The organism is Actibacterium pelagium, assembly GCF_002285415.1.
Lineage (GTDB): Bacteria > Pseudomonadota > Alphaproteobacteria > Rhodobacterales > Rhodobacteraceae > Actibacterium_B > Actibacterium_B pelagium.
Map to the genome: position 1 here is coordinate 1268382 of NZ_NSBU01000007.1, position 13467 is coordinate 1281848.

General features: G+C 59.0%; 13 protein-coding genes. 6 read left to right on the plus strand and 7 right to left on the minus strand.

Translation table 11 applies throughout. The annotated features are described in order from the left end of the window. Positions 1–29: 29 nt before the first annotated feature. Complete coding sequence (locus tag CLM58_RS15190) at positions 30–2135, minus strand: DEAD/DEAH box helicase (RefSeq protein WP_095596715.1); 2106 nt, start codon at positions 2133–2135, stop codon at positions 30–32. 235 nt (positions 2136–2370) lie between these two features. Between CLM58_RS15190 and CLM58_RS15195 the strand changes: the two genes are divergently transcribed. Continuing rightward, entirely contained in the window at positions 2371–3033 is a 663-nt protein-coding gene (locus CLM58_RS15195) for a cyclic nucleotide-binding domain-containing protein (protein ID WP_095596716.1), read from the plus strand. A 15-nt stretch (positions 3034–3048) separates the two neighbouring features. Here CLM58_RS15195 and CLM58_RS15200 read toward each other — a convergent pair whose 3' ends face one another. Further along, positions 3049–3729: a class I SAM-dependent methyltransferase gene (locus CLM58_RS15200; protein ID WP_095596717.1), complete on the minus strand. Its 681-nt coding sequence runs from the start codon at positions 3727–3729 to the stop codon at positions 3049–3051. A 100-nt stretch (positions 3730–3829) separates the two neighbouring features. Beyond that, complete coding sequence (locus CLM58_RS15205) at positions 3830–4726, minus strand: LysR family transcriptional regulator (RefSeq protein WP_095596718.1); 897 nt, start codon at positions 4724–4726, stop codon at positions 3830–3832. Positions 4727–4813: 87 nt separating this feature from the next. On the opposite strand from CLM58_RS15205, the gene CLM58_RS15210 reads away from it, so the two are divergent. The 3 genes from CLM58_RS15210 to CLM58_RS15220 all read left to right on the plus strand — a co-directional run bounded on the left by CLM58_RS15210 (position 4814) and on the right by CLM58_RS15220 (position 6723). Then, positions 4814–5440 (plus strand): class I SAM-dependent methyltransferase, encoded by a 627-nt coding sequence (locus tag CLM58_RS15210; RefSeq protein ID WP_095596719.1) that lies wholly within the window; start codon positions 4814–4816, stop codon positions 5438–5440. Between the two features lie 202 nt (positions 5441–5642). Further along, positions 5643–6230, plus strand: a complete 588-nt coding sequence (locus CLM58_RS15215; protein WP_095596720.1) for a rhodanese-like domain-containing protein — start codon at positions 5643–5645, stop codon at positions 6228–6230. Between the two features lie 94 nt (positions 6231–6324). Next, positions 6325–6723, plus strand: coding sequence for a hypothetical protein (locus CLM58_RS15220; protein WP_095596721.1), 399 nt, complete (start codon positions 6325–6327; stop codon positions 6721–6723). Here the strand turns inward: CLM58_RS15220 and CLM58_RS15225 are convergent. Then, complete coding sequence (locus tag CLM58_RS15225) at positions 6714–8084, minus strand: MATE family efflux transporter (protein WP_095597144.1); 1371 nt, start codon at positions 8082–8084, stop codon at positions 6714–6716. The two genes, CLM58_RS15220 and CLM58_RS15225, sit on opposite strands and share 10 nt — an antisense overlap. 322 nt (positions 8085–8406) lie before the next feature. On the opposite strand from CLM58_RS15225, the gene CLM58_RS15230 reads away from it, so the two are divergent. Both CLM58_RS15230 and CLM58_RS15235 read left to right on the plus strand, forming a co-directional pair. Then, positions 8407–8871, plus strand: a complete 465-nt coding sequence (locus tag CLM58_RS15230) for a GNAT family N-acetyltransferase (RefSeq protein WP_229666085.1) — start codon at positions 8407–8409, stop codon at positions 8869–8871. Positions 8872–9399: 528 nt separating this feature from the next. Continuing rightward, a complete protein-coding gene (locus CLM58_RS15235; protein WP_095597146.1) occupies positions 9400–10521 on the plus strand; it encodes a serine/threonine protein kinase in 1122 nt (373 codons plus the stop codon). Between the two features lie 199 nt (positions 10522–10720). Here the strand turns inward: CLM58_RS15235 and CLM58_RS15240 are convergent, their stop codons facing one another. From CLM58_RS15240 to ppk2, 3 genes are all read right to left on the minus strand, one after another. Then, positions 10721–11641 carry a nickel/cobalt transporter gene (locus tag CLM58_RS15240; protein WP_095596722.1) on the minus strand — a complete coding sequence of 307 codons (921 nt, stop codon included), beginning with the start codon at positions 11639–11641 and terminating at the stop codon, positions 10721–10723. Continuing rightward, entirely contained in the window at positions 11635–12285 is a 651-nt protein-coding gene (locus tag CLM58_RS15245) for a DUF1007 family protein (RefSeq protein ID WP_095596723.1), read from the minus strand. The genes CLM58_RS15240 and CLM58_RS15245 overlap by 7 nt, the downstream gene beginning before the upstream one ends. A 94-nt stretch (positions 12286–12379) precedes the next feature. Next, complete coding sequence (gene ppk2, locus CLM58_RS15250) at positions 12380–13279, minus strand: polyphosphate kinase 2 (RefSeq protein WP_095596724.1); 900 nt, start codon at positions 13277–13279, stop codon at positions 12380–12382. Positions 13280–13467: the final 188 nt, after the last annotated feature.

Here is a 13467-nt window from a genome sequence, read left to right on the forward strand (position 1 = left end):
GTCTGAGTCTTTAAGGCCAGCACAGGCGCTTAGCGGCGCTTCCGCTTCGCGTCCTGACGCTCTTTCGCGGCGGCCATGGCGCGGGCCTTGTTTTTCTTGCTGTTGGGCTTGCCCTTGGGCGGCGGCGGGCCTTTGGGCTTGCTGCGGCCGGGGGCGGCGTCTGGGCCGCGGCGGCGCGGGGCCTCAGAGCCGTCTTTGGCACCGTATTTGCCCTTACGCTCTGACACACCGGCGGCGATTTCGGGATCGCGCTGGCCTTTGTGTTTTTGCTTACGGGCGGGTTTGTCGCTGTCCCACTTGGCCTTGGGTTTCTTGGCCGGGGCGTCACTGTCCCATTTCTTCTTCGGGGCGTCGTCTTTCCAGTCGCGCTTGGGGGCGTCGTCGCGTTTGGGTTTGCGCGGCGCTTTGGCGCTGTCGCTGTCCCATTTCGGCTTGCCCTTCGGCCCACGATCATCGTCGCGGCGTTTGCCTTTATAGCCGTCGCGCGGCCCGTCTTTCTTGAAGCCCGGCTTGTTGCCGAACCGCTTGGGGCGGTTATCTTCCGGCGGCAGGTCGGGGGCCTCGGCCAGTTGGGTGACCTCGCCCTTGCCTTCGATACGCATGTCGCCACCCAAGGCGGCAAGGAAGGTCGGCACGCTGGTTTCCAGAATCTGGACATAGGACATGTCTTGACGAATGCGGATCGCGCCGATGTCGTCCTTGGTCAGATCACCTGCCTTACAGATCGCTGGCAGCAGGCGGCGGGGTTCAGCCCCCGCATCGCGGCCACCGGAGATCGAGAACCACACGCTTTTGCCGAACTCTTCGCGCGGACGCGGGCGGTCACGTTCGCCACGCTCGGGCGCGGCAGAGATTTCTTCGGGGGCCGAGCGGATCGTGCCGCGCAGACGCAGGTAGGCAGCGGCGATCTGTTCGGGGGTAAATGCCTCTGTCAGTTTGTCGATCTGGGGCTGTTCCGCCTCTGTCGCGGGTGTGGTCCAGTCGGGGTGGGCCAGCATCCGCTCTTCGTCGCGGGCAGCGACCTCTTCGGCAGAGGGCGGGTTGCCCCATTCGGCCCGAACCTTGGCCATGCCCAGAATACGGTCGGCCTTGCGGCGGGATTTATTCGTGACGATCAGAGCGCTGACGCCCTTGCGCCCTGCCCGACCGGTACGGCCCGAACGGTGCAGCAGCGTTTCGTGGCTGCCCGGCAGTTCGGCGTGAACCACCAGATCAAGGTTGGGAAGGTCGATCCCGCGCGCGGCCACATCGGTGGCCACACAGACCTGCGCCCGGCCGTCGCGCATGGCTTGCAGCGCGTGCGAGCGTTCGGCCTGGGACAACTCGCCCGACAGGGCCACAACCTGAAAACCCCGGTTCGACAGGCGGGTGGTCAGGCGGTTCACGGTCGCGCGGGTATTGGCGAATACGATGGCGTTGGGGGCCTCGTAAAAGCGCAGGGTGTTGATGACGGCTTTTTCGACATCGCGGTCAGAAACCATCATCGCGCGGTATTCGATATCGGCGTGCTGCTTGGCTTCGGATTTGGCAACGATGCGTTGGGCGTCACGCTGATAGTTCTGCGCCAGTGTCGCGATGGATTTCGGGACCGTGGCCGAGAACATCAGGGTCTGACGGTCTTCGGGGGATTCACTTAGAATGAATTCCAGATCTTCGCGGAAGCCCAGATCCAGCATCTCGTCGGCCTCGTCCAGCACCACGGCGCGGATGTTTTCCAAGTCAATGGAACCACGCATGATGTGGTCGCGCAGACGACCCGGCGTGGCGACAACGATATGCGCACCACGGGCCAGCGCGCGGCGTTCGTCGCGCATGTCCATGCCGCCCACGCAGGAGGCAACAAAAGCTCCGGCCTTGGCGTAAAGCCAGCCCAGTTCCCGTTTCACTTGCAGGGCCAGTTCGCGCGTGGGCGCGATGACCAGCGCAAGGGGCGCGGCCGCCTGTTCGAAGTGATCGGCATCCCCCAAGATGGTCGGCGCGATCGCCAGACCGAACCCAAGCGTTTTGCCCGACCCGGTTTGCGCCGAGACCAGCAGGTCCTGCCCCGTCAGATCGGGGTCGATGACCAGCTGCTGGACAGGGGTCAGTGTGTCATATCCACGCTCTTCAAGCGCGGCGGCGAGGGTCTGTTTCACGGGTGGTCTTCTTTATGCCAAGGGCGCTCTTGCAAACCGCCGGGCCGATCTTCGGGCCACAAAACCGCTGGTTCAGAGCAAACAAGCGCCGCGTTTAGCGCGGTTGCGGTACGATGTACAGTGTTCGTTTCACCTAAACACACTGCAAATATCCCTGATTTTGTCGCCTGAACCCGTCATTTGCGTTAGCTTTGGCCGATAGTGATTAGTTTGGTTCCGGGGAGGGGACGTTTTGATGGATTGGTTTACCGGGCTCTCGGTTGCCACATTGGTGTATGTGGCCTTTGCTCTCGACCTGTTTGGCTTTCTGGCCCGGGATGAATTGCGGTTGCGGCTTTTGATGCTGTCGGCAAGCGCAATGTACTTACTGTATTACTTCTGGGTCGCGGACGAACCCCTGTGGGACGCCCTGCTTACCAACGGCGCGCTTGCGCTGGTCAACCTGATCATGATCTGCGTGGTCGTTGTCGAGCGCACGACCTTTTCGATGGCGCGGGAAACGGCAGAGCTGTACCGGCTGTTTCCAATGCTGTCGCCGGGCCAGTTTCGCAGGCTTCTGCGGGCAGGACGCGCGGTGGAACCGAGAGGCGAACAGGCGCTGACCCAATCCGGGACCACACCTGATGACCTGTTCTTTGTCATCGAGGGGCCGGTGAGGATCCGCAAGGGAGAGCAAGAGACCGAAATCCACGGCCAGCTGTTCATCGGAGAGATCGCCTTTCTGACCGGCCAGCCCGCCTCTGCCAGCGTGTCGGTCGGCCCCGGGGCGCGGTACCTGAAATGGAACAGCGCGACCCTGAAGAAGCTGATTGACCGTTCACCCAAACTGCACGTCGCTTTGTCGGCGCAGTTCAACAAGGATCTGGTCAACAAGGTCGCCCAGTCGCATCCGCTTTAGAACGTGCCGTGCACCCTAGCCCGCCGCGTTCAGGGCAAAGTGATAGGCCGCGCAGGGTTGATGGAACGCCCGCCCTTCTGGTGTCGTTTCCCCCACCAGATCAAAGACCTGCTGCATTTCTTCGCGAACATCGGGCAAGGCATTGCTGCGTTTCTGATCGCTGTAGACGATCTTGGTCAGCAGCGCGTCGAAATCATCAAAGACCCGCGTCAGCACATAGTCTTTGTGTTCCAGCAATTGGAAGCCATCGCGCTGTGCCAGATCCCGCATCAAGGCATGGGACCGCCTGCGCACCTTGGTTTCTTCCTCGATCATGCGAACCACATCAAACATAGAGCCATAGGGGAACGGCTCTACAATATGCAGACGGCCACCCGGTTTGACGACGCGGGTGATTTCACGCAGCGCGGCCTCTTGTACTTCTTCCGGAACGTGGTGCAGCGAAAAGAACATGCAGGCCAGATCCTGAGAGCCATCGGCCAAGGGTATCGCCTCGGCCCGGCCTAGCATGGCCTGCATGTTCGGGTGGCTGTTGGCCTGTAGCTGTTCCAGTTTTACCTCGTCGATTTCAATCGCGGTCACTTGAGCCCCTGCCCGCGCCAGTTCCCGCGCATAAGTTCCGTCACCGGCCCCGATATCCACCACTTTCGCAGCGGAAAGCGGGTAGATTGAACTTAGAAAGTCGATGTGGATCATGCGCCCCCCTTGCGACGTGGTCTTCTTTCTTAAGTGGCTGGCGCACAGCGGCGCCACCGGTTCGGGCCAGCCTAGCACGGGATCACCAATGCCCAAACATTCAGCCGATCTTGCCCCCTAGCGCCTCTGCCAGATGGTCGAAGACAAGGCGGATGCGACGGCTGGTGTGCAACTCGCGATGGGTGGTCAGCCACATCTGCACGCGGATCGGCAGAAAGTCCGGCAGGACCCGCACCATACCCGGCGTGACCGAGGCGATTTCCTCCCCCATGACGCAGATGCCCAGCCCTTGCCGGGCCATTTCCCACGCGGCGACAGAGCTGTCGGTCAGGAAGGCAAAGTTGCGGTCTTCAACCATCAGCCCGTTCTGGCGAAAGAAGTCGATCATACGGGCCAGCGGGTCCATTCCGATGAACCGCGCCTGCCCCGGATCGGTCAGGGATTTCGGCATCGGACCGCGCCGGACATAGTCGGGTGAGGCATAAAGATGCGCATCGCTTTCGCGGATCAGCCGGGCATAAAGCGCCGGGTCCGTGGGGCGCACGTGTCGGATCGCGATATCAGCCTCGCGCCGCCGCAGGTCGCTGATCTGGTTCGAGGCGATCAGCTCGATCCGAACCGCAGGCGCCTTGCGGTGCAGATCGTCGATGATCTTGGGCAGGACATAGGCAGACATGGCATCGCCCGCACTGACACGCACGGGCCCGGCGATGGATTGCGACTGACCGGTGGCCGACAAAGAGACCTGCTGCGCAGCCTCGCCCATCACGCGGACATGTTCCAACAGTTCCAGCCCGGCAGGCGTCAGGATCAGCGACCGCCCGTCGCGTTCGAACAGCGCAACGCCAAGCTCTTCTTCCAACGCAGTGACCTGCCGGCCCAGCGTCGGCTGCGTCAGGCCAAGGGCGCGGGCGGCGGCGGACAAGGTGCCCTCTTCCGCGGTCACCAGAAAGGCGCGCACCTGGTTCCAATCAAAACGGATCGACTGCCAATTCATGCAAATACGTATAATAGAAATGCGAATTTATGCAATTCTCAACGAACTACCCTGCAATTATGTTTGATCTCGAAAAGGAGACACATCATGGCAGACGCAGCTTTCTGGGATCGCATCGCACGCAAATACGCCGCGCGGCCGATCAGTAACATGGACGCCTACGAGTATACTCTGGGCCGCACGAAATCTTATCTGCGCGAGACCGACCGCGTGTTGGAACTGGGCTGCGGGTCGGCCTCGACCGCTTTGCTTTTGGCGCCGGGGGTCGGGCATATTACGGCCACCGATATCTCGCCCGAGATGGTGCAGATCGGTCGCGAAAAGGCGCAGGCCGAAGGCGTCGAGAACATCGACAACATCGTGGCCGGCGTCGGTGACCCGGCCCTTGGCGACAACTATGACGCGGTACTGGCGCTGAACCTTTTGCACCTGACCGACAATCCGAAACAGGCGATTGACGAATGCTATCGCATGGTTGCCCCCGGTGGTCTATTCATCTCGAAGACACCTTGCCTAGAGGGGCTTTTCGGCCTGCTGCGCCTTCCCGGTGCCGTCATGCACGCGTTGGGGAAATGGCCCAAAGTCCAGTTCATCAGCCAAAGACGGCTGGATGAGATGATGACCGCTGCCGGGTTCGAGATCATCGAAAGCGGCAACGACGCCGGGAAGTCGCCGCCGTCGCGCTATATCGTGGCGCGGAAACCGATCCATTGAACCAGAGCCACGCCGCAAAACGTGGCTCAATCAATACAAGAAATTCACCTAACGATGCATAGTCTAGGAAACATGACAGCCGTTAGAACTCTCTTTGGTAGAGACACGTAAATTTTGTCAAAATTGTAAAAAAAGCGTATAGTGTCACTAGGTATTCCCAGTTTCCTGTTACCTAGAATCCATTTATTATCGGAGAGACCCCATGCGTATTTCATTGACGCTCGTCGGGGCATTATTAGCCTCGGCGATTGCTGTGCCCGGTATTTCTAGTGATTTCGGTGACCTACCTGACAGCAAGAAAACAAAGGCCGGACTCTACCTGACTTCGGAAGAAGCCTTTGACATGCTGAAAGACGACAACGTGTTGCTGCTGGACGTGCGAAGCCGACCAGAACTGATATTTGTGGGACATCCTTCCCGCATGAACACGCATATTCCATTCATGATCATGCCAGAAGAGGCCAGTTATAATGCGGGTAAGAAGACCTACAACATGGTCCAGAATTCAAACTTCGAGTTTGATTTCCTTGATTACGCCGAGGCCAATCAACTTCCCGACGAGAAACCTATCCTAATCATTTGCCGCTCTGGGTCGCGCAGCGCGAGGGCTGCGGACATGATTTATGATCTAGGCTTCACGAATGTCTATTCGATCGTGGACGGCTTTGAAGGAGATAAGGCCAAGGACGGACCCGAAAAAGGGCATCGCGTGGTAAATGGCTGGAAGAATGCCGGGCTGGAATGGACCTATGCGGTGACGCCCGAACAAGCGTATCCAGCGGACAACTGATTGAGCAAAGGCGGCGGGCTTCTGCTTTTGACAGTTTCGCCTCCTCGACCTAGGGTGCCGGCGTCTGAATTGAACGCTGGCAAGGTTTGTGCGCATGACCTCCCTACCCAAGCTCTATTTCCGAATCCGCGACAACGGCGCTGCCGTGTTCCGGGTCGACACCGAGAACCGGTTTCGCCGGATCGAGATGGACCAGATCGCCATCGCCAACCATCGCAATGGTGAGATCAAGGTCCACAACGGGCGCACGTTGACGGATGACGAGCGCGCGCAGATTGAAGATTGGATCGCAACGCGCCAAAACCTGCTGAAATCCCGCGCGATGGACGAGGTTCTGCGTACGGTCGATCACCTGAACCAGACCACCCAGTGGGCGCAATCCAAGGCCAGCGATGAAGAGCTGGAAGAGATCACCGATGCCCTGATGATGGCGATGCACGATCTGCGCAGCACGCTGGTAAAGAAAAAGGCCGACCGGCTGGATCAGACCTGAACCGCGCGCTCTTCACGCAGTTTCACGCCCCAGAACCGCCACGACATCAGTACGGCAGCCACGGCCAGCCCGATCACCAGCCCCCACCAGATGCCAGCCCCGCCAAGCCCCATCGGGAAGCCCAGCACATAGCTGGCTGGCAGGCCCACACCCCAATAGCTGAAGGCTGCGATCAGCATCGGGACCTTCGTATCCTTGATCCCGCGTAACAGCCCCATCGCGATAACCTGGCCTGCATCCACGATCTGGAACACACCCGCCAGCATCAGCAGCCCCGCGCCGATCAGGATGATCGCGTCACGCTCTGGGTCGTCGGGGTCAAGGAACAGGCCGACGAAGGGCTCTGGCGTGGTGATGAACACCACGGCAGCCAAAACGGACAGGGCCACTGACAAGACCGTCACCGCCAGCGCCCCATCGCGCAGGCCCTGACGATCGCCGGTGCCCACCGCCCTGCCTGCCCGCACGGTGGCGGCGTTGGACAGGCCCAGATGGAACAGGAACGTGGCCGAGGCGATTTGCAGCGCGATCCCGTGCGCCGCCAGATCCTGTACCCCGATCCAGCCGAACATGAAGCCCGCAGCGGAAAACAGACCGACCTCGGCCAGCATGGTCAGGCCGATCGGCAGGCCAAGGCTGAACACGCTCCAGATTGCGGGCCAGTCGGGCCGCCAGATCCGCGCGAAAATCGCGTATGGCCGCAGGTCCTTGGGCCACATCGCGTAAACCATCATCGCGGCAAACCCGATCAGGTTCGCGATCAGAGAGGCCAGCGCACAGCCTTTGATGCCAAGCTCTGGCGCGCCGAAGTGACCGAAAATCAGGACGTAGTTCAGCGCCGCGTTCAGCGCCGCAGTGGCAATTGTCAGCAACAGAATGGCGCGGGCATGTTCGACCGCCGACAGAAAGCCCTTCAGCACCATGATCCACATGGCTGGAAACAGCTGGAACCCCATGATCACCAGATATTGCGCCGCCAGCATCGCCAGTTCAGGTTTTTGCCCCAAAGCCTGCAAGATCGGCTCTGCCAGCAGGAACAGGGGCAACACAAGAATGCAGTACCCCGTGACCACCCACAGCCCCATCCGCGCCGCACGACGGGCCTGCGTGATATCCCCGGCCGAGGCGGCTTCGGCCACCATCGGCATCACCGCATTGGCAAAGCCTCCGCCCATCAGGAACACAAGGAAATAGACCGTCCCGGCCAACACCACGGCGGCAAGTTCGTCAACGCCGTACCAGCCCATCATGATCACATCGACCACATTGACCGAAAACTGCGCCAGATGGCTTCCCGCAAGCGGCAAGCCAAGCAGCAGAACGGCCTTGGTATGATCTTTGAAACTTAAATGGTGGGTCATCGACATCTCACTTGCGAGACCCACCACAGACACTTTCCGCGCGGTGATTGCAACTTTTTTGTCAGGACAACAAAGACAAGTCTTGCTGCTGAAAGGTCAATTGAACGAATGTCAGTTAAGAGCCCAATGTGACAAATGCTGCGCTGCGCATGAACCTCCGCAATCGTGATGGCGTCATCTGATCCGATAGCCGGCAGGACACGCTATGAGGACTATAATTCCGCCTCCTTTGTGAAAGACAAAGAGCTGTCCAAAGACGTCTGGCAATTCGCCATCATTGCGAACTTGTCGATGTCGCATGTCCCGGAATACGATAGGCGTGATGAAGTCGCTCAAATTCCGAAAGGCCACCGTTGCCGATGTGGTTCCGCTCAGCGGGCTGATCCAGCGCACAATTCGCGTTTCAAATGCCAACGACTATGATCAAAAATCAATTGATATGCTGTGCGCGATTTTTGAACCGAAGCCGCTAACCGAAAGAATCGAAAATGAGGCTATTTTGTTGTGTTTCGGGGGTGCCAATCTTGTTGGAACGGTAGGGCTGAAAGGTAACTTTCTGCGATCATTGTTCGTGGACCCTTCGTTTCAGGGGCAAGGGCTAGGCAAAGCGCTGACTGCAAGAATTGAAGAAGAAGCGCGACAGAAAGCAATCCCGGTGATAATGCTTCATTCCTCACTAACAGCGCGAGAGTTTTATGCGGCTCTTGGCTATGAAGTGGTGGAATTGCAATCATACCCGGAAGGACCATTCGTCTTGATGAGAAAGCCGCTTAACGTGCGACCGTGAAATACCTTGCGCCACGAAACACCGGCAGTGACGCTTGCCGATGTGTTGCGACCGTCCGTTGACGCCTCATTTCGGAGCAGACCTTTGTTTCCGCAAGGCCATGGGTTGCTTTGTCCGCATAGCAGACGTTAGCGTGAAATATGCGCATCGGCTGACCTAGAGAAACGGCATCAACAACCGCAGGGCCACGGCGATGACGATCAGCCCGGCCAGCACCTCTAGCCCCGCGCCGATGCGGCGGGCGAACCGTCGATGCCATCAGAATGTTAAAACTGACTTCGACCGTAACGGATTGAACGGGTAAGGTGCGGACCAAGCTGACGCTCGTCACAAGTTCAGGTCAATAAACCGACCCATATTCGAAGCCCCTTCTTCCCAATACCCGCAAGCAATGCTATGCCCCCGTCAGGCACTCTGACGATGGCGTCGCCGGGGTTAGTTATTGTAAAACCACAGATCCTGTACGCCGGGACTTTCAATCGGGAGATTGAAGGCCCTGCCTTGTCTCCCTCGCAAAAGGAGGCAACCATGGCCTGGTCACCGGATAAAACCGAAGTCAAAAGCTGGAACGAATGGGACACACTGCGCCACGTAATTGTGGGCCGCGCAGACGATTGTCACATTCCGCCCGAAGAACCCGCGCTGGAAGCCAAAGTTCCGGAAGACAGCGACATGCGCGGCCAATGGGGCCGACGGCCTCAGGAAACAATCGACCGGGCCAACGAACTCCTCGACAATTTCGCCGATCAGTTGCGCAAACGCGGTGTTCGTGTTGATCGCCCGACATCCATTGATCACTCTCAACCGGCCACCACACCGGATTTTCATACCGATAGTCAATTTGGCTGCATGCCCCCGCGCGATGTGCTGTTGACCGTCGGGCATGAGATTCTCGAAGCAACGATGTCTTACCGCTGTCGCTGGTTCGAATACCTAAACTATCGTCCTTTGATGCAGCAGTATTGGGATGAAGACCCCAATTTCCGCCACGAGGCCGCGCCCAAGCCGCGCCTGACCGATGCGGACTACCATCCCGACTATCTCAGCGACAAGATCGGTGTCGAAAAACGCCTGCAATGGACGGCAGAGAAATTTTTTGTCACAACCGAGGAAGAACCGCTTTTTGATGCGGCGGACGTGCTGCGCTTTGGCCGTGACCTTGTGGTGCAGCATGGGTTTACCACCAACCTCAAGGGGATTGAGTGGTTGCGGCGTCACTTTCCCGATCACCGCGTACACACAGTGAACTTCCCGGGTGATCCATATCCGATCCATATCGACGCAACCTTCACCCCCCTGCGCCCCGGCCTGATTCTCAACAACCCGCAACGGCGGTTGCCCGAAGAGCAGCGTGGCATGTTCGAGAGAAACGGCTGGGAGATCTTGGATGCGGCGCAGCCAGCCCACAACACGCCGCCGCCGTTGTGCTACTCCTCGACCTGGCTGTCGATGAACGTGCTGGTGCTGGACCCGAAAACGGTCTGTGTGGAAAAGTCCGAAGTCTATCAGGCCGAACAGATGGACAAGCTAGGCATGGAAGTGGTCGAAGTCGATCTGCGCGACGCATATGCTTTTGGCGGTGGGCTTCATTGCTGCACCGCGGATGTATATCGCGACGGGGATTGTGAGGATTATTTTCCGAACCTCTAAGCCCCTTGTTCCCTTGGGCCGACCCAAGCGGGTCGGCCTATTGTGTTTCGGCGTATGTATGATTTTCCCAAATGGCCATCGCGTCAGGAGCAACAGCTCTATTGGACGGTCCTGCTCCTGTTTTCCAGGCCGCGCATGCAACGAGGGTCCGCTTTGTCCGCAGAGCAGACGTTAGCGTGAAATATGCGCATCGGCTGACCTAGAGAAACGGCATCAACAGGCGCAGGGCCACGGCGATGACGATCAGCCCGGCCAGAACCTCTAGCCCCGCGCCGATGCGGCGGGCGACGCCGGCGTCCATCACCGACAGGCTGGCGCGGTCGCGGAACCAGACGGCGCCAATGGCGATCCCCACCGTGACAGAGGCCGTGCCCAGCCCCATCGCATAGGCGCCCGCGACGCCTTGCCAGGCGATCTCCATCTGCCAGGTCAGGATCAACACGAACAGCGCCCCGGTACAGGGACGGATCGCAATCGCTCCGATAAGCACCAACGCGTCGCGCAGGCTGTGGATTTTGTCCAAGTCTTCGACCGTGGGCGCGTGTTTGTGGCCGCATTCCGAGCAGACCTCGCCCTCGCCGTGATCGTGGTGATGGTGGTCGTGCGCATGGGGGTGGTGCGCGTGAGAAACTGATTTAAACCCACGCCGCAAGCCCCTGATAAGCAACCACAAACCGACACATGCGATCAACGTATAGGACAAGGGCGCCATCATCCGCTCTGTCGTGTCGACGATCTGCTGGCGGGTCCATTCCAGCGTCCAGATTGCGCCATAGGCAAAGATCACCGCCGTCGTCGCCTGCGCAAGGCTGGAGGCCACCGCCAACCCGGCCAGCGCCCCCATCTTGCGCCGCGTTCCCAGACCATAGCCGCCAATCAGCACCTTGCCGTGCCCCGGCCCCACCGCGTGGAAAAACCCATAGGCAAAACACACGCTCATCAGCGCCCCAAAGGCCCCCGGCTGCCCGCCCCGAAGCGCGCGCAGGCTGCGGGCCATGGCGTTCTGGAAGTCTCTTTGACCTTCAGCAGCCCAAGTCGATAGATGAGAAAAGCCGCCAACCGCCCAGACGGCCACCAGCCCGACCAGCACCAGCGCCACGGGCCACAGCCGCCTTAGCATGAGATGCGCACCTCGTCAGAAAAGGCCGCACCGACCTTGGGAAAGCCCATCTCTTCCAGCGTCTGGTCTGCGTTCAGCTCTGCCATGGCGGCCTTGACCTCTAGTTGGGCCGCGGTCAGATCCGCGCCATAGGTCACTGCGGTGCAGGTTGCGGGCGCATTGTGCAGGATGGTTTCTTCAGTGATCTCGTAGGCGGTATAGAACCCCTCGTCATAGATCTGCACGACGATATTGTCGGCAGCGGGGTCAACAGGCGCCACCAGATCGCGCGTATGCGTGGTGATCAGCTTGCCGTCCACCAGATGAAGGTCATAGTCGCGCGGGGCCGCCATCAACAGTTTTTGCCCGTCCAGCATGACATACAGGTCACCGTCATACCATTCCGGCCAGTCGTCCATGTCGAACCCGGCCAAAGTTGTGCGCTCGTCCTCGGTCAGGACCCCGTCATAGTCTGTGTCCATGCCACGATCTTCAAGGATGACAAGGCTAAACAGCTCGTCATAGGTCCATTTCATCGTCAGCGAGGTCATCTGACCCTGATCGTCAAAATGTACCTGAACCCCCGATTCAATGAAGATATGCGGGTGCGAGACGACGGGTGTCGCCATCAGGGTCGCGCAGGCTGCTAAAAGATATTGGCGCATCAAGACAATCCGGCTGCTAATTCTCCAACGACAGGAAACACCTAAGCAGCCGGATTGTCAAAGCAACCCCGCCGTGATCGGCGGGGCTTGGCCGCTAGCCGCGGCGCATATCCGGGTGTAGGGAGTTCCCCAGAATGTGATCCGACTTATGGATCACATGCGCCGCATGGCCAACGATCAACGGATCAGGCCCGGTGACGATATCCAGATCTTTGCCAGGATAGTCGATCGACGCGAGGAAATGCTGCATGCAGTTGATCCTCGCCCGTTTCTTGTCATCGGACTTGATAATAGTCCAAGGCGCATCGGCGGTGTCGGTATAGAAGAACATCGCCTCTTTCGCCTCGGTGTAGTCATCCCACTTGTCCAAACTGGCCTTGTCGATCGGCGAGAGCTTCCACTGTTTCAGCGGATCGCTTTCACGGGACTTGAAGCGACGCAGCTGCTCTTCACGGGTGACCGAGAACCAGAATTTGTACAGCTGGATGCCCGAACGTACCAGCATCCGTTCCAGCTCTGGTGTCTGGCGCATGAACTCCAGGTATTCCTGAGGCGAACAGAAGCCCATGACCCGTTCGACCCCGGCACGGTTGTACCAAGACCGGTCATAGAAGACCATTTCGCCCGTGGTGGGTAGTTCCTGAATGTAACGCTGGAAGAACCACTGGCCTTTCTCTTCCCATGTTGGCTTGTTCAGCGCGACAACGCGGGCCGAGCGCGGGTTGAGGTGCTCCATATACCGCTTGATCGTTCCCCCTTTGCCGGCCGCGTCCCGGCCTTCGAACAACAGGACAAACTTTTGCTCTGTCTCCTGCGCCCAAAGCTGAACCTTCAGCAATTCGGCCTGAAGCTGCGCTTTCTTGGTCTCGTACTCGGACCGGGACATCTTCTTGCTATAGGGGTACTTGCCGTTTTCGAAACCCTCGGTCCGAACCGGTTTTGCCGGCGTTTCAACGGGTGTCTCATCGGCCACAGAGTTCGCGGTTTCCAGCATTCTTATCTCCTTTGTATGAACAAAGGGGGGCTAACACAGCGCAGGATGGAGCGCTTTGATACGGGTCAAATAATAGAACACTTCTCGCACCGCATTTCCTGCAAAGGTGAGACACGTCTGATCTTTAAGTTGAAAACCCCTCAACTTCCGCGCATATTGCATTGGGCCCTTTTCCCCGAGAAAGCGAT